Raw genomic sequence first — 20200 nt, 5'->3', positions numbered from 1 at the left:
GACGGGCCGCTCACCAGCGGTAGTCGAGGAACTTGCCGTCGAAGGTGATGACGACCCGGTCGCCGTCCGGGTCGGGGCGCCGGTCGATGTCGACCTTGAAGTTGATGGCGCTCATGATCCCGTCGCCGAACTCCTCGTGAATGAGCGCCTTGAGCGCCGGTCCGTAGACGGCGAGCGCCTCGGAGAGACGGTAGATCGTCGGGTCCTGCAGCAGGGCGGGGTCGATGCTCCGGGAGGGCTGCTGGCGCAGGCTCTCGGCCACCGCCTCGTCCAGGCCGAGCACCGCGCACGCGGCGTCGGCCTTGTCGGCCGGGACGGGGTGCTGACCGAGCAGGGCGGCCGTGGTCCACACCAGCGGCGCGTCGATCCGCTCCGCGATCTCCGCCCAGGTCAGGCCCGCACGCACCCGCGCGGTCTCGACGAGCCTGGCGGCCTCGCCCTTGTCCATGATCGGTTCCATCGCTGCACCTGCTCCTTCGACCGAGGGTGGGGGACCCACCGCCCAGCCTGCCCGGCGGGCGCGCCGGAGCGGACGCGCCGCGCCGACCAGCCCCGGGCCGCTGCTCAGCGGTCGCTCGCGACCTCGCGCAGCACCCCGCGGACCTCGGTGAGGTCCGGGCGCGCGGCGGGGTCCAGGGCGACGCAGCCGCGCAGCACCGCCGCCATCGCCGGCGGCACCTCGTCGGGCACGGCCTGCGGTGCCCGCGGCATCCGACGGTCCAGCAGCGGGCGTCGCCGCCGCGACTCCCAGGTCGCCTCGTCGCCGAAGGGGAGGTCGCCGGTGAGGCACTCCAGCAGGGTCACCCCGAGGCCCCACACGTCGGTCGACGGCGACAGGCCGCGGCCGGTGGCCTGCTCGGGGGCCAGGTAGCCGCGCGTGCCGCTGCCGGGCTGTCCGTCCCCGGGCCGCCCGGCCAGCCCGAGGTCGATCACCTTCGCGCGGCCGGCCTCCACCACGACGTTGGCGGGCTTGAGGTCGAGGTGCAGCCAGTCGTGGCGGTGCAGCCACCCGAGGGCGGAGCACAGCTGCAGCCCGAGCAGGGCGGTGTCGGCGGCGTCGAGCGGGTGGTCCTCGACGACCGCGTCGAGCGACGCGCCGCCGAGGGTCTCCATCACGACCCCGGGCAGGGGGTCGACCAGGACGTCGTAGCCCCGCACGAGGTGGGGGTGGCCCAGCTCGACGAGCAGGCGCCCCTCGGTCAGCGTCGCCTCGGTCAGCCGCCGGTGCTCCTCGGCGTCGGCGTCGCGCAGCCGGTCGGCCCGCAGCACCTTGACCACGCAGCGGGCGTCGCGCGCCGTGTCCCAGGCGTCCCAGGTGATCGTGCGCCGGCCGTGGGCGAGCACCGCGAGCGGCTCGTACGCCGCGGGCAGGACCCCGCCGGTCGCCACCGCGGCCGCGGTGCGCTCGGCGTCCGTGCCCCCCGTGCCCCCCGTCGTACGCCGGGACGAGCGCAGGCCGATCACGCCGGGCTCCCGGCGGTCTCCCGCGAGGTCGGCGCGGTGTCGGCGGCGGCGGGCTCGGCGCCCGGGTCGGGCAGCCGCACGACGCGGTCGACGTGCTCGAGCGCCACGGGGTCGTGGGTCAGCAGCAGCACGGTGCGGTCGCGGGCGCCGTCGAGGACCGCGGACAGCAGTCGGCGGCTGGAGTCGGCGTCCAGCCCGGTGGTCGGCTCGTCGAGGACGAGCACCGAGCCGTCGTGCAGCAGGGCCCGGGCGAGCGAGAGCCGCTGGCGCTGGCCGCCGGACAGGGTGCGCCCGCGCTGGCCGATGCGGGTGTCGTAGCCGTCGGGCAGCCGGGTGATGAAGGCGTGGGCGTCCGCCGCGTGGGCGGCGCGGACCACCTCGGCGCGGGTCGCACCCGGACGGGCGAACGCGATCGCGTCGTGGACGGTCGCGTCGGGCAGCAGGTTCTCCTGCAGCACCACGGTCACGGCCCGCCGCACCGAGGAGGCGGTGACGTCGGAGAGGTCCTGCCCGTCGACGACGACGGTGCCCGCCTCCGGCCGCAGGTGACGGGTGAGCAGCCGGGCGACCGTCGACTTGCCGGAGCCGCTGGCCCCGACCAGCGCGACCACCTCGCCGGCCCGCAGGTGCAGGTCGAGCCCGTCGAGCACGGGTCGCGGGGCGGGGGCGTCGTCGGCGGCCGGGTAGGCGACGCGGACGCCGCGCAGCTCGACCTCGCCGCGGGTGACGACCAGGTCGGTGGCGCCGGGGCGGTCGCCGGCCAGCGGCTCGTCGAGCAGCTCGACGACGCGCTCGACGCCGGCGGTCGCGGAGTACAGCGACGGCAGCAGGTCGGAGAGGTCGCGGATCGGGCGGTAGCACTGGGTGAGCAGCGTGAGGAAGGCCAGCAGGCCGCCGAGGGTGAGCCGGCCGGTGGCGAGCGCCCACACCCCGAGGCCGATGACGACGAGGATGCCGATCAGCTCGGCGAGGTCGACGAGCGGCAGGAAGACCGACCGGATGCGGCTGCCGGCGAGCTCGGCGTGGGCGATGGCGCGGTTCTGGCGGTGGTACGCCGCGACCGCCTGCTCCTCTCGGCCGTAGGTCTGCACGAGAGCGGCGTTGCCGAGGCTCTCCTCGGTCAGCGACGACAGCGAGCCGCCGCGGCGGCGCCGCTCGCGGGAGATGTCGCGCGTGAGGGTGGCGAACTTCTTCGACACCCACCAGAAGAGCGGCACGACGACGAAGGACGCCAGCGCCAGCTCCCACTGCAGCCACAGCAGGGCGCCGACGTAGAACAGGAGGGTGGCCAGGGCGCCGAGACCGGCGGAGAGCTGACCGACCATGAAGCGCTCGACGCTGCCGATGTCGGAGGTCAGGCGCGCGAGGGTGTCACCGAGCCGCCGCCGGTCGAGCGCGTGCGAGGGCAGGGCGAGGACGTGGGAGAAGGCGTCGCGCCGCAGCCCGACGAGGAAGCGCTGCGAGACCCAGGTGCCGAGGTAGTCGTCGGCGCCGCTCACCACGGCGCTCAGCACGTTGAGACCCAGGTACGCCGCGGCGAGCCAGATCAGGGGCCGCCAGTCGGCGGGCACGAGGACGTCGTCGACGAGACGGGAGAACAGCAGGATCTCGACCGTCGCGATCGCGGGCGCGGCGAGCAGGAGCAGGAGACCCAGGAGCAGCCACCACCGCAGCGAGCGCAGTCGCGGCCAGAAGCGGCGGACGACCTCGACGACCGTCATGCCCGTGGCCTGGGCCACGAGGTGGTCGTCGCGACCGTCGGGCCGCAGCGAGGCGGCCATCCGCTGCCGCCGGGTGGGCGGAGTGGTGGAAGTGCTGCTCATCGGGGATCCTCACGAACGGGCCGGGTGGGTGGCTCCCAACACGAGCCACCCACCCGGTGCCTGGTCCGACCTCGTCGGCCGGTGCGTCGGCCCGGCGGGCCGGCGCTCGGCCGGTGCGTCAGTTGGTGCGCGAACGGCCGCTGCGCGAGCGGTTGCGACGACGGTTGCGACGACGCTTGTTGCGCCGACGGCGACGGTTGTCGTCGGAGGACGAGCGCCGACCCTCGGCGGACATCCGCGCGGGCTGGAGGGCGGAGAAGATGCTGGAGCGAGCCATGGTGGAACCTCTTCCATCGGGGTGTCCCGGGTGTCTCCCGGGCTGACGAGAAGAACTCTGACGCCCCCGCGTGAGGCACCTGTGAGAGACGGATGAGGGCTCTCTCACGAACGTTGTCGGGCTCTGGGAGGCTGGTGGCGTGCCCCGCGCCGAGCTCGACAAACAGCCCGCCGACGTCCAGCGGATGTTCGACGCGGTCGCCCGCCGCTACGACCTGACCAACGACGTGCTGTCGCTGGGCCAGGACCGCCGCTGGCGCCGCGAGGTCTTCGACGCCGTCGCCCCGCAGCGGGGCGACCGGGTCCTCGACCTGGCGGCCGGCACCGGCACCTCGAGCACGCCGTTCGAGGAGGTCGGGGCCCTGGTGGTGCCCTGCGACTTCTCCCTCGGCATGCTGCGCGTGGGCAAGCAGGCCCGGCCCACGCTGCCCTTCACGGCCGGCGACGCCACGCGGCTGCCGTTCGCGGACGACTCCTTCGACGCCGTCACGATCTCCTTCGGCCTGCGCAACGTCGTCGATCCCGCCGCCGGCCTCGCCGAGATGCGGCGCGTCACCCGTCCGGGCGGGCACCTGGTGGTCTGCGAGTTCAGCCACCCGACCTTCCCGCCCTTCCGCACCGTCTACCTCGAGTACCTGATGAAGGCGCTGCCGACGATCGCCCGCGCGGTGTCGTCGGCGCCCGACGCCTACGTCTACCTGGCGGAGTCGATCCGCGCCTGGCCCGACCAGCAGGGCCTCGCCGACCAGCTCGCCGCCGCCGGCTGGCGCGACGTCGAGTGGCGCAACCTCTCCGGCGGCATCGTCGCCCTCCACCGCGCCACCGCCTGAGCCCGCCTGCGTCCGCCCGCTCCGCCCGGGCCGGGGGCGTGTGAGCGGTCGCAGGTCACAGCCCGATTACGCAAGCCGACCGTGAGGTAAATCGGCAGGTCAGGGCCCATTTCCAGCGTGCCAACCCCGGGGTGCGGTGAGGTATTCCGCGGCGTATGGTGTGGCCCGGAACACTTCGTGAAGGTGTTCACAAGGTCACAAAGCAACCCGTTCCGCCGCGTCTCGGCGTGGTGGCGGGGCCCGGTGCCGGTCGCGTCGAGCGGGGTCGGGCAGGTCCGAGGAGGGACTGAGGATGGAGCTCTACACCCCCGTCCTGGTGCTGGCCGCGCTGGCCGCCGGCTTCGCGCTGTTCTCCGTCGCGATCACGGGGCTCACGGGACCCGCCCGCTACAACCGGGTGCGCCTGGACTCCTACGAGTGCGGCATCGAGCCCACCCCGCAGCCGCTCGGCGGCGGCCGGATCCCGGTGAAGTACTACACCGTCGCGATGACCTTCATCATCTTCGACGTCGAGATCATGTTCCTCGTGCCCTGGGCGGTCTACTTCGACCAGCTCTCGTGGTTCGGCCTCGTCGCCGTCGTGCTGTTCCTGTTCAACATCACCATCGCCTACGCCTACGAGTGGCGTCGCGGTGGACTCGACTGGGACTGACAAGCCCCGAGGGAGCGTGACATGGGACTCGAGGAGAAGCTGCCGAGCGGTGTGCTGCTGACGACCGTCGAGGGCGTCGCCGGCTACATGCGCAAGGCGTCGTTCTGGCCCGCGACGTTCGGCCTGGCCTGCTGCGCCATCGAGATGATGACGTCCGGCGGCCCCAAGTACGACCTCGCCCGCTTCGGGATGGAGGTCTTCCGCGCCAGCCCGCGGCAGGCCGACCTGATGATCGTGGCGGGACGGGTCAGCAACAAGATGGCCCCGGTCCTGCGCCAGATCTACGACCAGATGGCCGAGCCCAAGTGGGTGCTCGCCATGGGCGTGTGCGCGAGCTCCGGCGGCATGTTCAACAACTACGCGATCGTGCAGGGCGTCGACCACGTCGTGCCCGTCGACATGTACCTCCCGGGCTGCCCGCCGCGCCCGGAGATGCTGATCGACGCGATCCTCAAGCTCCACGACCAGGTGCAGGCGACCAAGCTCGGGCCGCACCGGGTCGCCGAGGTCGCCGAGCTCGAGGCCGCCGCGCTCGCGGCGCCCGCGACCTCCGAGCTCCAGGGCCGGATGCGATGACCAGCCAGCCGCCCGAGAAGTCGGCCGACGGCGCCGGGGGCAAGGAGCCCGTGGGCCAGGCCCCCGACCAGCGGGCCGTCGACGCCTCCCCGGAGAACGCCCCCGGTGTCCCCGCGGAGCGCCCCGCGGACGCCGCCGGCCGTCGCGTCGAGCAGGTCGGCACCCGCACCGGGATGTTCGGCGTGCGCGGCTCCGGGGACACCTCCGGCTACGGCGGCCTCGTGCAGCCGACGATCCTCCCGGGACCGGCGCAGCGCCCCTTCGGCGGCTGGTACGACGAGGTGGTCGACGCGCTGGAGGCCGCCTGGACCGACGGCGCGCTCGAGACCGCGCTCGACCGGGTCGTGATCGACCGCGGCGAGCTCACCCTCCACGTCCACCGCGACCACCTGCTCGCGGTCGCCCGCCTGCTGCGCGACGAGGAGCGGCTGCGCTTCGAGCTGTGCTCGGGCGTCTCGGGGGTGCACTACCCCGGTGACACCGGGCGCGAGCTGCACGCCGTGCTCCACCTGCTGTCGATGACCCACAACCGGCGGGTCCGCGTCGAGGTCGCCTGCCCCGACGCCGACCCCCGGGTCCCCAGCGTCGTGACGGTCTACCCCACGGCCGACTGGCACGAGCGCGAGACCTACGACATGTTCGGGATCGTCTTCGAGGGCCACCCCGCCCTCGCCCGGATCCTCATGCCCGACGACTGGCCGGGCCACCCGCAGCGCAAGGACTACCCCTTGGGCGGCATCCCCGTGGAGTACAAGGGCGGCACCGTGCCGCCGCCGGACCAGCGGAGGGCGTACACCTGATGAGCACCACCGAGTCCGACGTCTTCGCCCCGCCCGGCTCCGAGGAGGAGCAGGCCCGGGTCTTCACCGTCACCGGCCAGGACTGGGACAGCATCGCCGCCGGTCTCGCCGGCAACGACGAGGACTACGAGGAGCGGGTCGTCGTCAACATGGGTCCGCAGCACCCGTCGACCCACGGCGTGCTCCGGCTCATCCTCGAGCTCGAGGGCGAGACGGTCACCGAGGCGCGGTGCGGGATCGGCTACCTCCACACCGGCATCGAGAAGAACATGGAGTACCGCACCTGGGTGCAGGGCGTCACGTTCTGCACCCGGATGGACTACCTGTCGCCGTTCTACAACGAGATGACCTACTGCCTGGGCGTCGAGCGGCTGCTCGGCATCACCGACGACGTCCCGGAGCGGGCCCAGGTCATCCGCGTGATGATGCTCGAGCTGAACCGCATCTCCTCCCACCTCGTGGCCATCGCCACCGGCGGCATGGAGCTCGGGGCGCTCACGGTGATGACCTGCGGCTTCCGCGAGCGCGAGCTCGTGCTCGACCTGTTCGAGCTGATCACCGGGCTGCGGATGAACCACGCCTACATCCGGCCCGGCGGCGTCGCGCAGGACCTGCCGGCCAACGCGCTGGACGAGATCGGCTCGTTCATCCCGCTGATGCGCCGGCGCCTGACCGAGTACGCCGCGCTGTGCAACGCGAACCCGATCTTCCGCGCCCGCCTCGACGGCGTCGGTCACCTCGACCTCGAGGCGTGCCTCGCGCTCGGGATCACCGGCCCCGTGCTCCGCTCGACCGGGCTGCCGTGGGACCTGCGCAAGTCGGAGCCCGTCTCCGGCTACGAGACCTACGACTTCGACGTCCAGACCTGGGACACCGCCGACTCCTACGGCCGGTTCCGGATCCGGCTGGCCGAGATGCACGAGTCCCTGCGCATCGTGGAGCAGGCCGCGGCCCGTCTCGCCAAGCTCGAGGGCGCGCCGGTGATGGTCGCCGACAAGAAGATCGCGTGGCCCAGCCAGCTCGCGATCGGCTCCGACGGCATGGGCAACTCCCTCGACCACATCCGCCACATCATGGGCGAGTCGATGGAGGCGCTGATCCACCACTTCAAGCTGGTGACGGAGGGCTTCCGCGTCCCGCCCGGCCAGGCCTACGTGCCGGTGGAGTCGCCGCGCGGCGAGCTGGGCTGCCACGTCGTCTCCGACGGCGGGACCCGCCCGGCCCGGGCCCACTTCCGGGACCCGTCGTTCGTGAACCTGCAGGCCACCGGCCTGATGAGCGAGGGGGGCATGGTCTCCGACGTCATCGTCGCCATCGCCTCCATCGACCCCGTCATGGGAGGCGTCGACCGATGACCGTGCAGGACCACCAGGGCGGCCTCGACGAGCAGACGTGGGCCGAGCTGGCCCAGATCGCGGCGCGCTACCCCGAGGCCCGTTCAGGTCTCCTGCCGATGCTGCACCTCGTGCAGAGCGCGCAGGGCCGGGTGACCGCCGAGGGCATCGAGGCCTGCGCGCAGGTGCTCGGCATCTCCACCGCCGAGGTCAGCGGGGTCGCGACCTTCTACACGATGTACAAGCGTCGCCCCGTCGGCGATTACCACGTCGGGGTGTGCACCAACACGCTCTGCGCGATCATGGGCGGCGACGAGATCTTCGAGCGCCTCCAGGACCACCTCGACGTCGGCAACGACGAGACCACCGAGGCCGGGCCGGGGGAGCGGAGCATCACGCTCGAGCACGTCGAGTGCAACGCGGCCTGCGACTACGCCCCGGTGGTGATGGTCAACTGGGAGTTCATGGACGACCAGACCCCGGAGTCCGCGGTGCGCCTGGTCGACGAGCTGCGCTCCGGCGCCGAGGTCCGCTCCACCCGCGGGCCGCGGATCTGCAGCTTCCGCCAGGCCGAGCGCGTCCTGGCCGGCTTCGACGACGGCCGCAGCGACGAGGGCCCCTCGGCGGGCTTCCCCTCCCTGCTGGGCCTGCAGATGGCCCTGCGGCAGGGCTGGGAGCCGCCGCCGGCCGACGCGGGTCGCGCGGCCGACCGCCAGGACGAGGGCGAGCTGCGCAGCGAGGCCGCGCAGGCCACCCAGGACGCCGGCGAGGAGGGGGCGGCCGCGACGGCCGCCTCCCCGGCCGACGCCACCCACGAGGACGCACCCGGCAGCGGAGACGAGGCCCAGTGACCGAGCAGCAGGCACGACCGATCGACCCCCTCACCCCGGTCCTCAGCGCCGACTGGGGCGAGAAGCGCAGCTGGACGCTGCCGGTCTACGAGACCGGTGGCGGCTACCGGGCGGCGCGCCGCGCCCTGGCCGAGATGACCCCCGAGCAGGTGGTGGGCGAGGTCAAGGACTCCGGGCTCCGCGGTCGCGGCGGCGCGGGCTTCCCCACCGGCATGAAGTGGGGCTTCATCCCGCAGGACAACCCCAACCCCAAGTACCTCGTCGTCAACGCCGACGAGTCCGAGCCGGGGACCTGCAAGGACACCCCGCTGATGATGGCCAGTCCCCACCTGCTGGTGGAGGGCGTGATCCTCGCGTCGTACGCGATCCGCGCCCACCACGCCTTCATCTACGTGCGCGGCGAGATCCTCCAGGTCGTCCGCCGCCTGCAGCAGGCCGTGCGCGAGGCGTACGACGCGGGCCACCTCGGCCGCGACATCCACGGCTCCGGCTACGACCTCGACGTGGTCGTCCACGCCGGCGCGGGCGCCTACATCTGCGGGGAGGAGACGGCGCTGCTGGACTCCCTCGAGGGCCGCCGCGGGCAGCCCCGGCTGCGCCCGCCGTTCCCCGCGGTCGCGGGCCTGTACGCGAGCCCCACCGTGATCAACAACGTCGAGTCCATCGCCTCGGTGCCGGGGATCATCCGCAACGGGGCCGAGTGGTTCGCCTCGATGGGCACGGAGAAGTCGAAGGGCCACGTCCTCTACTCGCTGTCGGGCCACGTCACCAACCCCGGCCAGTTCGAGGCGCCGCTGGGCATCACGCTGCGCGAGCTCATCGACATGGCGGGCGGGATCCGCGAGGGCCACGAGCTGAAGTTCTGGACCCCGGGCGGCTCCTCGACCCCGATCCTCACGGCCGAGCACCTCGACGTCCCCCTCGACTACGAGGCGGTCGGCGCGGCCGGCTCGATGCTCGGCACCCGCGCGCTGCAGGTCTTCGACGAGACCACCTCGGTGGTCCGTGCCGTGCTGCGGTGGACGGAGTTCTACAAGCACGAGTCCTGCGGCAAGTGCACGCCGTGCCGCGAGGGCACGTGGTGGCTGGTGCAGACCCTCAAGCGGCTGGAGGCCGGGCAGGGCGAGGAGGGCGACATCGAGAAGCTCGTCGACCTCTGCGACAACATCCTCGGACGCTCGTTCTGCGCCCTCGGCGACGGCGCCACGAGCCCCATCACCTCGGCCGTGGAGCACTTCCGCGAGGAGTTCGAGGCCGGCATGCACACCCCGGCGTGGGAGCTGTTCCCCTACCGCGCCTCGACCGTGTTCACCCCGGAGGTGGCGACGGCATGACCGCCGAGAAGGCGCCCGAGAGGGCCGGGTCGAGCGAGGTCGAGCGCAGCGACCTCGTCACGGTGACGATCGACGGCGTCTCGACGTCGGTGCCGAAGGACACCCTGGTCATCCGCGCGGCCGAGCAGATCGGGGTGCAGATCCCGCGCTTCTGCGACCACCCGCTGCTCGCCCCCGTCGGCGCGTGCCGCCAGTGCCTGGTCGAGGTCCCCGACGCCGGCAACGGCCGGGGCATGCCCAAGCCCCAGGCCTCCTGCACCCTGCAGGTGGCCGAGGGCATGGTCGTCGAGACGCAGGCCACCAACGCGAAGGCCGACAAGGCGCAGCAGGGCGTCATGGAGCTGCTCCTGATCAATCACCCGCTGGACTGCCCGGTCTGCGACAAGGGCGGCGAGTGCCCCCTGCAGAACCAGGCGCTGTCCAACGGTCGCGGCGAGTCGCGCTTCGAGGGCGTCAAGCGCACCTTCCCCAAGCCGATCAACATCTCCGCGCAGGTGCTCCTCGACCGGGAGCGCTGCGTGCTCTGCGCCCGCTGCACGCGCTTCTCCGAGCAGATCGCCGGCGACCCGTTCATCGCCCTGGTCGAGCGGGGCGCCCTGCAGCAGGTCGGCATCTACGAGAAGCAGCCCTTCGAGTCCTACTTCTCGGGCAACACGATCCAGATCTGCCCGGTCGGTGCGCTGACCAGCGCCGACTACCGGTTCCGCTCGCGGCCCTTCGACCTCGTCTCGAGCCCCTCCGTCGCCGAGCACGACGCCTGCGGCTCCGCGATCCGCGTCGACCACCGCCGCGGCAAGGTGATGCGCCGCCTCGCGGGCAACGACCCCGAGGTCAACGAGGAGTGGATCACCGACAAGGACCGCTTCGCGTTCCACTACGCGCGCGGTGACGACCGGCTGACCTTCCCCCGCGTCCGCGACGAGGAGACCGGCGAGCTGCGGCCCGCCTCGTGGCCCGAGGCCTTCGCCGTCGCCGCCCGCGGGCTGGCCCGCGCGGCCGCGGCCGGCGGCGTCGGCGTGCTGCCCGGTGGCCGGCTGACCGCCGAGGACGCCTACGCCTACGCGACCTTCGCCCGCGTGGCGCTGGGCACGAACGACGTGGACTTCCGCGCCCGCCCCCACTCGCGGGAGGAGGCGGAGTTCCTCGCCCACGAGGTCGTGCTCTCCGGCCTGGCCGGCCGCGGCGCGACGTACGCCGACCTGGAGGGCGCCTCGACCGTCGTCCTCGCGGGCCTGGAGCCCGAGGAGGAGGCCGGCACGATCTTCCTGCGGCTGCGCAAGGCCGCCCGCAAGGGCACCCGCGTGGTCGCGGTCGCGCCGTTCACCACGCGTGGCCTCGCCAAGCTCGACGGGCGCCTGGTCCGGACGGCGCCCGGCGAGGAGGCCGCCGCCCTGGCGGCCCTGCGCCAGGACGCCCAGACCACCCTCGACGGCACCGCCGTGGTGCTGGTCGGCGAGCGCCTGGCCACCTCGCCCGGGGCGCTGAGCGCGGCGCTCGAGCTCGCCCGGTCCACGGGCGCGCGCCTGGCCTGGGTGCCGCGCCGGGCCGGTGACCGCGGCGCGGTCGAGACCGGCTGCCTGCCCACCCTGCTGCCCGGCGGTCGGCCGGTCGCGGACGCCGCCGCCCGCGTGGACGCGGCCGCCGAGTGGGGCGTCGGGAGCCTCCCCGAGACCCCGGGCCGCGACGCCGACGCGATCGTGGCCGCGGCCCTGTCCGGCGACCTCGCCGGCCTCGTGGTCGGCGGCGTTGACCCCGACGACACCGCCGACCCGGCCGCGTTCCGCGCCGCCCTCGACGCCGCGTCGTACGTCGTGGCGCTGGAGCTGCGGGAGACCGACGTGACCCGGGCCGCCGACGTGGTCTTCCCGGTCGCGCCGGTCGCCGACAAGGCCGGGACCTTCGTGACCTGGGAGGGGCGCCCCCGCCCGTTCGACGTCGTGCTCGGCGACCCGGGCGTGCTGCCCGACGCCCGGGTCCTCGCGGGCGTCGCCGAGGAGCTCGGCCGGCCGCTGGGCTTCCGCCACACCCTGGAGGCGCGCGCCCGGATGGAGCAGATGGGCGCCTGGGACGGCGAGCGGGCCGCGATGTCGGTCCACCGTCCGGGCCCGCCGCTGAGCGCCGCCGACCGCTCGGCGCCCTCCGGCAGCGTGCGGATGCGGCTCGCGACGTGGAAGCAGATGCTCGACCTCGGGTCGATGCAGGACGGCGAGAAGCACCTCCGGGCGACCGCCCGCACCCCGGTCGCGCTGCTGCCCGAGGCCGTCGCACGGGCGATGGGCGGCCACGTCACGATCACCGGCGACCGCGGCTCGATCGACCTCCCCGTGCGCGCCGCGGACCTGCCCGAGGGCGTCGTCTGGGTGCCCGCCCGCTCCACCGGCCGCGGCGTGCTCGCCGACCTGGCCTCGCCCGGGAGCACCGTCACCGTGAGGGGCCTGCCGTGACCGACCTGTCCTCGTTCGGCCAGGACCCCTGGTGGGTGATCGGCCTCAAGGCCGTCCTCATCTTCGTGGTCCTGGTCTTCCTCACGCTGTTCAACATCTGGTGGGAGCGCAAGGTCGTCGCGCGGATGCAGCACCGCATCGGCCCCAACGTCAACGGGCCCTTCGGCCTGCTGCAGTCGCTCGCCGACGGGGTCAAGCTGGCGCTGAAGGAGGACATCATCCCGAAGGCCGCCGACAAGGTGGTCTTCGTCCTCGCGCCGGTGCTGACCGTGATCCCCGCCTTCGTCACCTTCTCGGTGATCCCGTTCGGGCCCGAGGTGCGGATCCCGTTCACCGACGTCGTCACCCCGCTGCAGCTGACCGACATGCCCGTCGCGGTGCTGTTCGTGATGGCGATCGCCTCGATCGGCATCTACGGCATCGTGCTCGGCGGGTGGAGCTCCGGCTCGACGTACTCGCTGCTCGGTGGGCTCCGCTCCAGCGCACAGATGATCTCCTACGAGGTCTCGATGGGTCTCGCGCTCGTCACCGTCTTCCTCTACGCCGGCTCGGTGTCGACCTCCGAGATCGTCGCGGCGCAGGAGGACATCTGGTTCGGCATCGTCCTGCTGCCCTCCTTCGTCATCTACGTCGTGTCGATGGTCGGCGAGGTCAACCGGGCGCCGTTCGACCTGCCCGAGGCCGAGGGCGAGCTCGTCGGCGGCTTCCACACCGAGTACAGCTCGCTGAAGTTCGCGCTGTTCTTCCTCGCCGAGTACGTCAACATGGCCACCGTCTCGGCGATCGCCACGACGCTGTTCCTGGGCGGCTGGCGCGCGCCGTTCGGGCTGGGCACCCTCTACCCGGGCTTCAACGAGGGCTACTGGCCGGTGCTGTGGTTCTTCGGCAAGGTCCTGTTCTTCATCTTCGTGTTCATCTGGCTGCGGGGCACGCTGCCGCGGATGCGCTACGACCAGTTCATGAACCTGGGCTGGAAGGTGCTGATCCCGGCCGCCCTGGCCTGGACCGTCGCCGTGGCCGTCATCCGGATGATCACCCTCGAGGGCGGCCTGGACCGGCAGTGGATCATCATCGGCGGCGCCGTGCTGGCGGTGGTCTTCCTCGCGCTGTTCTTCCTGGGCGGCGACGAGGAGCCCGACGAGGACCCGACGCGCTCCGAGCCCCGGCGCCTGCCCGACGCCGGCGGCGTCTCCCGCGGCACCCCGGGGGAGGGTGGCCGGTTCCCGACGCCGCCCATGCCCCGGACCGGTGCGGTGCGCGGCGCCGCGAAGCCGCTCGTCTTCCCTGACCGTGATCGAGCCCCGGCGGGCACGTCCGCCGACAAGGAGAGCTGATGGCCACCCTCCGCGACCAGGTCGCCGGGTTCGGGGTCACCTTCCGGACGATGTTCAGGAAGGTGGTCACCGAGCAGTACCCCTACGACAAGCAGCCGACCGCCCCCCGCTTCCACGGCCGCCACCAGCTCAACCGGTGGCCCGACGGCCTGGAGAAGTGCATCGGCTGCGAGCTGTGCGCGTGGGCCTGCCCCGCCGACGCCATCTACGTCGAGGGCGCCTCCAACGACGACGCCGCCGGCGAGCGCTTCAGCCCCGGTGAGCGCTACGGCCGCGTCTACCAGATCAACTACCTGCGCTGCATCCTGTGCGGGCTGTGCGTCGAGGCGTGCCCGACCCGGGCGCTGACCATGACCAACGAGTACGAGCTGGCCGACGACAACCGGGCGGACCTGATCTACGAGAAGTCCGACCTGCTCGCCCCGCTGCTGCCGGGCATGGAGCAGCCGCCGCACCCGATGCGGCTCGGCGACGACGAGGGCGACTACTACCGGGGTGCGACCGCGCCGCCCTCGACCCCGACCGCGAAGCCCGCGGGCCCGGCCGTGCGGGGTGACGACGCGTGATCGCCTTCTGGGTGCTGGCGCCGGTCATGGTCCTCGCCGCGCTCGGCGTGCTGTTCGTCCGCAAGGCCGTGCACGCCGCGCTGCTGCTGGCCGTGGTGATGATCAGCCTCGCCTGCCTGTACGCCGTGCTGGAGGCGCCGTTCCTGTTCGCCGTGCAGATCATCGTCTACACCGGCGCGATCATGATGCTGTTCCTGTTCGTGCTGATGCTCGTCGGCGTCGACTCCTCGGACTCCGTCGTCGAGACCATCCGCGGTCACCGCGTGGTCGCCACGGTGCTCGGGGTCCTGTTCGCCGCGGTCCTCGCGGTCGGGCTGGGCCAGGTCACCCTCGGCCCCGCGGTGGGGCTCGAGCAGGCCAACGCGGGCGGCAACATCGAGGGGGTCGCCGCGATCCTGTTCTCCCGCTACGTGCTGGTCTTCGAGGCCACCGCCGCGCTGCTGGTCACCGCGGCGCTCGGCGCCATGGTGCTCGCGCACCGCGAGCGCCTCGAGCCGCGCGCCACGCAGGCCGACCTGGCGGCCCGCCGCATGGCCGACTACGCCGAGAAGGGCACGCACCTCGGGCCCCTCCCGGCGCCCGGCGTGTACGCCCGCCACAACGCGGTCGACACCCCCGCGCTGCTGCCCGACGGCACCGCGGCGCCGACCTCGGTCTCCCGCGTCCTCACCGCACGCGGCACCGTCCGCTCGGCCCCCGCGATGGCCGACGACATCGACGGCGTGCAGCGGCAGATGTCGGGCCGCCCGGTCGACCCGGCCCGCGGCGAGACGGCCACGAGCCGCGACGACGTCCAGGGCGAGATGCCCGGCGCCTCGGTGCGCCGCGGCGAGGAGGACGGGGGGTCGGGCGCGTGACCGAGTACCTCGTGCTCTCGGCGATCCTGTTCGCCATCGGTGCGGCGGGCGTGATGATCCGTCGCAACGCCATCGTCGTGTTCATGTGCGTCGAGCTGATGCTCAACGCCTCCAACCTGGCGCTCGTGAGCTTCGCCCGCCAGAACGGCAACCTCGAGGGGCAGGTCGCGGCGTTCTTCGTCATGGTCGTCGCCGCCGCCGAGGTCGTCGTGGGGCTCGCGATCATCATGACCATCTTCCGGACCCGTCGCTCGGCCTCGGTCGACGACGCGAGCCTGCTGAAGTACTGAGGTGGCCCTGTGCTGACCATGACGTCGTTCGCGACTCTGCCGCTGGCCGCCTCGCCCGCCGAGGTCCCGGTCGTCGACCCGGCCGTCGCCGAGGGGCCCTTCGCCCTGATGTGGCTGCTGATCGCCATCCCGCTCGCCGGGTCGGTGATCCTGCTGCTCGGGGGTCGCGCCACCGACCGGTGGGGCCACCTCCTCGGCACGCTGGCCTCCGTCGCGTCGTTCGCGCTGGGTGTGGTGCTGTTCGTCGAGATGCTCGGCCTCGGCGAGGAGGAGCGCTCCCAGGGCATGCGGCTCTACGACTGGATCGCCGCCGGCGGCTTCACGGTCGGCTTCGACCTGCTGCTCGACCCGCTGTCCGTCCTGTTCGTCCTGCTCATCACCGGCGTCGGCTCGCTGATCCACGTCTACTCCATCGGCTACATGAGCCACGACCCCCGTCGTCGTCGGTTCTTCGCCTACCTCAACCTCTTCGTCGCCGCGATGCTGATGCTGGTGCTCGCCGGCGACTACCTCGGCCTGTTCCTCGGCTGGGAGGGCGTCGGCCTCGCGTCGTACCTGCTGATCGGCTTCTGGCAGCACAAGCCCTCCGCGGCGGCGGCGGCCAAGAAGGCCTTCGTCATCAACCGGGTCGGCGACATGGGTCTGTCCCTGGCGATCATGCTGATGTTCGTCACCTTCGGGACCAGCTCGTTCGCCGGCGTCTCCGCGGTCTCCGGCGAGGCGAGCGAGACCGTGATGACGGTCATCGGGATCCTGCTGCTGGTCGGGGCCTGCGGCAAGTCCGCCCAGGTGCCGCTCCAGGCCTGGCTGCTCGACGCGATGGAGGGTCCCACCCCGGTCTCCGCCCTGATCCACGCGGCGACCATGGTCACCGCCGGCGTCTACCTCGTGGTGCGCTCGAACTTCGTCTTCGAGAACGCGCCGGTCGCCCAGACCACCGTCGTGGTCGTGGCCTGCGTGACCCTGATCTGGGGCGCCGTCATCGGCTGCGCCCGCGACGACATCAAGAAGGTGCTGGCCGGCTCCACGATGAGCCAGATCGGCTACATGATGCTGGCCGCGGGTCTCGGCACCGCGGGCTACGCCTACGCGATCTTCCACCTCATCACCCACGGCTTCTTCAAGGCCAACATGTTCCTCGGCGCCGGCTCGGTGATGCACGGCATGGACGACGAGGTCGACATGCGCCGGTACGGCGCCCTGCGTCGCGCGATGCCGATCACCTTCATCACCTTCGGGCTCGGCTACCTGGCGATCATCGGCTTCCCGTTCTTCTCCGGGTTCTTCTCGAAGGACCGGATCATCGAGACCGCGCTGCTCGAGAACCCGGTCGCCGGCGTCGCCGCCGTGATCGGCGCCGGGGTCACGGCCTTCTACATGACCCGGCTGATGATCATGACCTTCTTCTCCGCGAAGCGGTGGAAGGAGGAGACCCACCCCCACGAGTCCCCGGCCGTGATGACCGGCCCGCTGGTCGTGCTCGCCACGCTGTCGGTGCTCGGCGGCGTGCTGATCCTCGGCGACTGGATCAAGTACTGGCTCGCACCGGTCGTCGGCGAGGCCGAGGAGCACTCCACCCCGGTGCCGCCGATCGTGTTCTCGATCGGCATCACCGTCGTCGTCGCGATCGGCGTCGCGCTGGCCGTGGTGCTGGTCGGTCGACGCGAGGTGCCGAGCACCGCCCCGACGGACGTGTCGTTCGCGACGCGCGCCGCGCGCGCCGACCTGTACGGCGACGCGATCAACGAGGCCGTCGTCGTCGGCCCGGGCCGCCGCCTGGTCTCGGGCGTGGTGACCACCGACCGGACCCTCGTCGACGGGGCCGTGGAGAACGGCGCCCTCGCCCTCGGGGGCATCTCCGGCCGTCTGCGACGCCTCCAGAACGGCTTCGTGCGCAGCTACGCCGCGTCCGTGCTGCTCGGCGTGCTCGTCGTGGTCGGCCTCCTGCTGGTGGTGGCGCTCGCATGAGCACGCCTCCCACCCCCGCCCCGACGACCCGACACGCACGCGACGACCGAGAGGAGGCCGGACGATGAGCGGCGCCCCCTGGCTGACCATCCTGATCCTGGTGCCCCTGGCCGGCGCGGTGCTGACCGCCGTGAGCGGTCTGCTGCCCGGCGGCGCCTCGCGCGGTGCCGACCGGCTGCCCAAGCTGCTCGGGCTCGGCTTCTCCGGGGCCGCGCTCGTCGTCGCGGCGCTGCTCGCCGCGTCGTACAGCGTGGGCGGCGGGATGCAGTACACCGAGACCTACGAGTGGATCGGCGCCTTCGGCGCCAGCTACGCGGTCGGCATGGACGGGCTGAGCCTGGTCCTGGTGCTGCTGACCGTCGTCCTCGTGCCGGTGGTGCTCCTGGCCTCCTGGCCCGACACCGACAGCGCGGACGGCCGCAGCCCCCGCGCGTTCGTGGGCTGGGTGCTCGCCCTCGAGGCCGCCGCGATCGCGGTGTTCCTGGCCACCGACGTCTTCTTCTTCTACGTGGTCTTCGAGGCCACGCTGATCCCGGCGTACTTCCTCGTCGGCGGGTTCGGTCGTCGCGGCGCCGGCCGCGCGGCCCTCAAGTTCCTCGTCTACCAGCTGGTCGGCGGCCTGGTGCTGCTCGGTGCCGTGATCGGCCTGTACGTCGAGTCGTCCCGCGCGGGCGAGGCGTCGTACCTGGTGAGCGACCTCGCCCAGCTGGACTTCTCGACCGGGACCGGGCGCTGGCTGTTCCTCGGGTTCTTCGTCGCGTTCGCGATCAAGGCGCCGCTGTTCCCGGTCCACACCTGGCTGGCGGACACCACCGAGAAGGCCACCCCCGGCGTCAGCGTGCTGCTGGTCTGCGTGCTGGACAAGATCGGCACCTACGGGATGCTGCGCTTCTGCCTGGGACTGTTCCCCGAGGCCTCGCAGTGGGCCACCCCGGTGGTGATCGTCCTCGCGCTGGTCTCCATCGTCTACGGCGCGCTGCTCGCCATCGGCACCGACGACCTGATGCGCCTGATCGGGCTCACCTCGCTGTCGCACTTCGGGTTCATCGTGCTCGGCATCTTCGTGCTCAACACCCAGGGCACGAGCGGCTCGATCCTCTACATGGTCAACCACGGGCTCGCCACGGCCGCCCTGTTCCTGGTCGGCGGCTTCCTGGTGCGCCGACGCGGCACGGCCTCGATCCGGGAGCTCGGCGGCGTCGAGAAGCACGCCCCGGTGCTCGCGGGCCTGCTGCTCGTCGCGGGCCTGGCGACGCTCGGCCTGCCGGGGCTCTCGACGTTCGTGTCGGAGTTCCTCGTGCTGGTGGGTGCGTTCGTCTACGCGCCCTGGGTGGGCGCGGTCGCCGTCACCGGCATCGTGCTCGCCGCGATCTACGTGCTCTGGGCCTACCAGCGCACGATGACCGGGCCCTCGGAGCCCGCGACCGCCGTCACCAGCGGGGCGACCCCCGACCTGGGCGCCCGCGAGATCGGCGCGATCGCGCCGCTGGTGGTGCTCATGGTGGTCCTCGGGTTCTTCCCGATGCCCGCGCTGGACGTGATCAACCCCTACGTCGAGGACGTGCTGCAGCAGGTGGGTGTCTCCGACGAGGCCCCGACCGTGCCGGCCAGCCAGCCTGAAGGGACCCCGTGATGGAGTTCTCCGCCCCGTCCATCGCCCACGAGGTGCTGTGGCCGATCTACGTCGTCTTCGGCGCGGGTCTGCTCGGCGTCCTCGTCGAGGCCTTCGCCCCCCGGGGCCGGCGCTTCGTGCTCCAGGTCGGCGTCGCGCTCGTCGCGCTCCTCGTGGCGCTGGTCGGCACCGGGCTCGTCGCCGCCGACCTCCCGTCGCTCGCCGACGGCGCGGCGTACGGCGTGCTCACGGTGGGCGACACGGTGGCGCTCGACGGTCCGACGATGTTCCTGTGGGGGCTGCTGCTCCTGCTGGGCCTCGGCGGCGTCGGGCTCTTCGCCGAGCGTCGCCTCGAGCAGGGACTGTCCGCGTTCGCGGGCCAGGCCGCTGCGCTGCCCGGCACCGAGGCCGAGCGCCGTGCGTCGACGCAGGGCCTCGACCACACCGAGGTCTACCCGCTGCTGCTGTTCGCGGTCGCCGGGATGATGCTCTTCCCCGCCGCCAACGACCTCCTCACGCTGTTCGTGGCGCTCGAGGTGCTGTCGCTCCCGCTCTACCTGCTGTGCGGCCTCTCGCGCCGCCGTCGCCTGCTCAGCCAGGAGGCGGCCATGAAGTACTTCCTGCTCGGCGCGTTCTCCTCGGGCTTCGTCATCTACGGCATCGCCCTCGTCTACGGCTACGCCGGCTCGATGTCCTACACCGCGATCGACGCGGCCGTGACCAGCGGCGAGTCCGGGTCCGTGCTGCTGATGACGGGCATCGGCATGATCGCCGTCGGCATGCTGTTCAAGGTCGGTGCCGTGCCGTTCCACACCTGGACCCCCGACGTCTACCAGGGCGCCCCGACCGCGGTCACCGCGTTCATGTCGGCCGCGACGAAGGTCGCCGCCTTCGGCGCGACGCTGCGGCTGTTCTACGTCGCCTTCGGCGGGGAGCGCTGGAGCTGGCAGCCGATGCTCTGGGTGGTCGCGATCCTCACGATGCTGCTCGGCGCCGTGCTGGCGGTCTCGCAGTCCGACGTGAAGCGCACCCTGGCCTACTCCTCGATCGCCCACACCGGGTTCATCCTGACCGGCGTCCTCGGCCTGCAGAGCACCGCCGAGATCGGGGACACCCAGATCACGTCGCTGCAGGCGGTGCTGTTCTACCTGGTGACCTACGCCTTCGCGACGCTCGGCTCGTTCGCCCT

At 72.5% G+C, this 20200-nt stretch carries 19 protein-coding genes; 15 read left to right on the top strand and 4 right to left on the bottom strand.

Going from position 1 to position 20200, the window contains the following annotated elements:
* Positions 1-10: 10 nt before the first annotated feature.
* The 4 genes from cynS to ABD158_RS12475 form a co-directional block, all read right to left on the bottom strand.
* Complete coding sequence (gene cynS, locus ABD158_RS12490; protein ID WP_344007624.1) at positions 11-460, bottom strand: cyanase; 450 nt, start codon at positions 458-460, stop codon at positions 11-13.
* Positions 461-564: 104 nt separating this feature from the next.
* On the bottom strand, positions 565-1464 hold the full coding sequence (locus ABD158_RS12485) for a serine/threonine-protein kinase (RefSeq protein ID WP_344007622.1): 900 nt from the start codon (positions 1462-1464) through the stop codon (positions 565-567).
* A complete protein-coding gene (locus tag ABD158_RS12480; protein WP_344007620.1) occupies positions 1461-3287 on the bottom strand; it encodes an ABC transporter ATP-binding protein in 1827 nt (608 codons plus the stop codon). Before ABD158_RS12480 ends, ABD158_RS12485 begins: the two co-directional genes overlap by 4 nt.
* A gap of 118 nt (positions 3288-3405) precedes the next feature.
* The gene (locus ABD158_RS12475) at positions 3406-3564 is read right to left on the bottom strand and encodes a hypothetical protein (protein ID WP_344007619.1); all 159 of its coding nucleotides are present in this window, start codon (positions 3562-3564) and stop codon (positions 3406-3408) included.
* Between the two features lie 139 nt (positions 3565-3703).
* Here ABD158_RS12475 and ABD158_RS12470 point away from each other — a divergent pair, with 139 nt between their 5' ends.
* From ABD158_RS12470 to nuoN, 15 genes are all read left to right on the top strand, one after another.
* Positions 3704-4393, top strand: coding sequence for a demethylmenaquinone methyltransferase (locus ABD158_RS12470; RefSeq protein ID WP_344007617.1), 690 nt, complete (start codon positions 3704-3706; stop codon positions 4391-4393).
* A 292-nt stretch (positions 4394-4685) separates the two neighbouring features.
* Positions 4686-5045, top strand: coding sequence for an NADH-quinone oxidoreductase subunit A (locus tag ABD158_RS12465; RefSeq protein ID WP_344007615.1), 360 nt, complete (start codon positions 4686-4688; stop codon positions 5043-5045).
* 21 nt (positions 5046-5066) lie between these two features.
* Positions 5067-5621: a NuoB/complex I 20 kDa subunit family protein gene (locus ABD158_RS12460; protein WP_344007612.1), complete on the top strand. Its 555-nt coding sequence runs from the start codon at positions 5067-5069 to the stop codon at positions 5619-5621.
* Entirely contained in the window at positions 5618-6421 is an 804-nt protein-coding gene (locus ABD158_RS12455; protein WP_344007610.1) for an NADH-quinone oxidoreductase subunit C, read from the top strand. Before ABD158_RS12460 ends, ABD158_RS12455 begins: the two co-directional genes overlap by 4 nt.
* The gene (locus ABD158_RS12450) at positions 6421-7776 is read left to right on the top strand and encodes an NADH-quinone oxidoreductase subunit D (RefSeq protein WP_344007608.1); all 1356 of its coding nucleotides are present in this window, start codon (positions 6421-6423) and stop codon (positions 7774-7776) included. The genes ABD158_RS12455 and ABD158_RS12450 overlap by 1 nt, the downstream gene beginning before the upstream one ends.
* The gene (gene nuoE, locus ABD158_RS12445) at positions 7773-8606 is read left to right on the top strand and encodes an NADH-quinone oxidoreductase subunit NuoE (protein ID WP_344007606.1); all 834 of its coding nucleotides are present in this window, start codon (positions 7773-7775) and stop codon (positions 8604-8606) included. The genes ABD158_RS12450 and nuoE overlap by 4 nt, the downstream gene beginning before the upstream one ends.
* Positions 8603-9940 carry an NADH-quinone oxidoreductase subunit NuoF gene (nuoF, locus tag ABD158_RS12440; RefSeq protein ID WP_344007604.1) on the top strand — a complete coding sequence of 446 codons (1338 nt, stop codon included), beginning with the start codon at positions 8603-8605 and terminating at the stop codon, positions 9938-9940. Before nuoE ends, nuoF begins: the two co-directional genes overlap by 4 nt.
* A complete protein-coding gene (locus ABD158_RS12435; RefSeq protein ID WP_344007602.1) occupies positions 9937-12384 on the top strand; it encodes an NADH-quinone oxidoreductase subunit G in 2448 nt (815 codons plus the stop codon). The genes nuoF and ABD158_RS12435 overlap by 4 nt, the downstream gene beginning before the upstream one ends.
* The gene (gene nuoH / locus ABD158_RS12430; protein WP_344007600.1) at positions 12381-13718 is read left to right on the top strand and encodes an NADH-quinone oxidoreductase subunit NuoH; all 1338 of its coding nucleotides are present in this window, start codon (positions 12381-12383) and stop codon (positions 13716-13718) included. The genes ABD158_RS12435 and nuoH overlap by 4 nt, the downstream gene beginning before the upstream one ends.
* Entirely contained in the window at positions 13718-14284 is a 567-nt protein-coding gene (gene nuoI, locus ABD158_RS12425) for an NADH-quinone oxidoreductase subunit NuoI (RefSeq protein WP_344007598.1), read from the top strand. The genes nuoH and nuoI overlap by 1 nt, the downstream gene beginning before the upstream one ends.
* A 26-nt stretch (positions 14285-14310) precedes the next feature.
* Positions 14311-15141 (top strand): NADH-quinone oxidoreductase subunit J, encoded by an 831-nt coding sequence (locus ABD158_RS12420; protein ID WP_425573200.1) that lies wholly within the window; start codon positions 14311-14313, stop codon positions 15139-15141.
* Positions 15138-15431, top strand: a complete 294-nt coding sequence (nuoK, locus tag ABD158_RS12415) for an NADH-quinone oxidoreductase subunit NuoK (protein ID WP_344007594.1) — start codon at positions 15138-15140, stop codon at positions 15429-15431. Before ABD158_RS12420 ends, nuoK begins: the two co-directional genes overlap by 4 nt.
* 108 nt (positions 15432-15539) lie before the next feature.
* Entirely contained in the window at positions 15540-17399 is a 1860-nt protein-coding gene (gene nuoL, locus ABD158_RS12410) for an NADH-quinone oxidoreductase subunit L (protein ID WP_344008002.1), read from the top strand.
* Between the two features lie 64 nt (positions 17400-17463).
* Positions 17464-19032 (top strand): NADH-quinone oxidoreductase subunit M, encoded by a 1569-nt coding sequence (locus ABD158_RS12405; RefSeq protein WP_344007592.1) that lies wholly within the window; start codon positions 17464-17466, stop codon positions 19030-19032.
* On the top strand, positions 19032-20200 hold a 1169-nt coding region (gene nuoN, locus ABD158_RS12400; protein WP_344008000.1), incomplete at its 3' end, for an NADH-quinone oxidoreductase subunit NuoN. The genes ABD158_RS12405 and nuoN, both read left to right, overlap by 1 nt.

Source organism: Nocardioides lentus (genome assembly GCF_039529515.1).
In the GTDB taxonomy this organism is placed as follows: domain Bacteria; phylum Actinomycetota; class Actinomycetes; order Propionibacteriales; family Nocardioidaceae; genus Nocardioides; species Nocardioides lentus.
Note: the sequence above shows the minus strand (reverse complement) of the source record. Positions and strands in the feature narration are given on the sequence as shown.

Excerpts from the sequence above, each read along its gene's own strand:
- cynS (WP_344007624.1), bottom strand. The coding sequence starts at position 460 with ATGGAACCGATCATGGACAAGGGCGAGGCCGCCAGGCTCGTCGAGACC.
- ABD158_RS12480 (WP_344007620.1), bottom strand. The coding sequence starts at position 3,287 with ATGAGCAGCACTTCCACCACTCCGCCCACCCGGCGGCAGCGGATGGCC.
- ABD158_RS12475 (WP_344007619.1), bottom strand. The coding sequence starts at position 3,564 with ATGGCTCGCTCCAGCATCTTCTCCGCCCTCCAGCCCGCGCGGATGTCC.
- ABD158_RS12465 (WP_344007615.1), top strand. The coding sequence starts at position 4,686 with ATGGAGCTCTACACCCCCGTCCTGGTGCTGGCCGCGCTGGCCGCCGGC.
- ABD158_RS12460 (WP_344007612.1), top strand. The coding sequence starts at position 5,067 with ATGGGACTCGAGGAGAAGCTGCCGAGCGGTGTGCTGCTGACGACCGTC.
- ABD158_RS12455 (WP_344007610.1), top strand. The coding sequence starts at position 5,618 with ATGACCAGCCAGCCGCCCGAGAAGTCGGCCGACGGCGCCGGGGGCAAG.
- ABD158_RS12450 (WP_344007608.1), top strand. The coding sequence starts at position 6,421 with ATGAGCACCACCGAGTCCGACGTCTTCGCCCCGCCCGGCTCCGAGGAG.
- nuoE (WP_344007606.1), top strand. The coding sequence starts at position 7,773 with ATGACCGTGCAGGACCACCAGGGCGGCCTCGACGAGCAGACGTGGGCC.
- ABD158_RS12435 (WP_344007602.1), top strand. The coding sequence starts at position 9,937 with ATGACCGCCGAGAAGGCGCCCGAGAGGGCCGGGTCGAGCGAGGTCGAG.
- nuoI (WP_344007598.1), top strand. The coding sequence starts at position 13,718 with ATGGCCACCCTCCGCGACCAGGTCGCCGGGTTCGGGGTCACCTTCCGG.
- ABD158_RS12420 (WP_425573200.1), top strand. The coding sequence starts at position 14,311 with ATGGTCCTCGCCGCGCTCGGCGTGCTGTTCGTCCGCAAGGCCGTGCAC.
- nuoL (WP_344008002.1), top strand. The coding sequence starts at position 15,540 with ATGTGGCTGCTGATCGCCATCCCGCTCGCCGGGTCGGTGATCCTGCTG.
- ABD158_RS12405 (WP_344007592.1), top strand. The coding sequence starts at position 17,464 with ATGAGCGGCGCCCCCTGGCTGACCATCCTGATCCTGGTGCCCCTGGCC.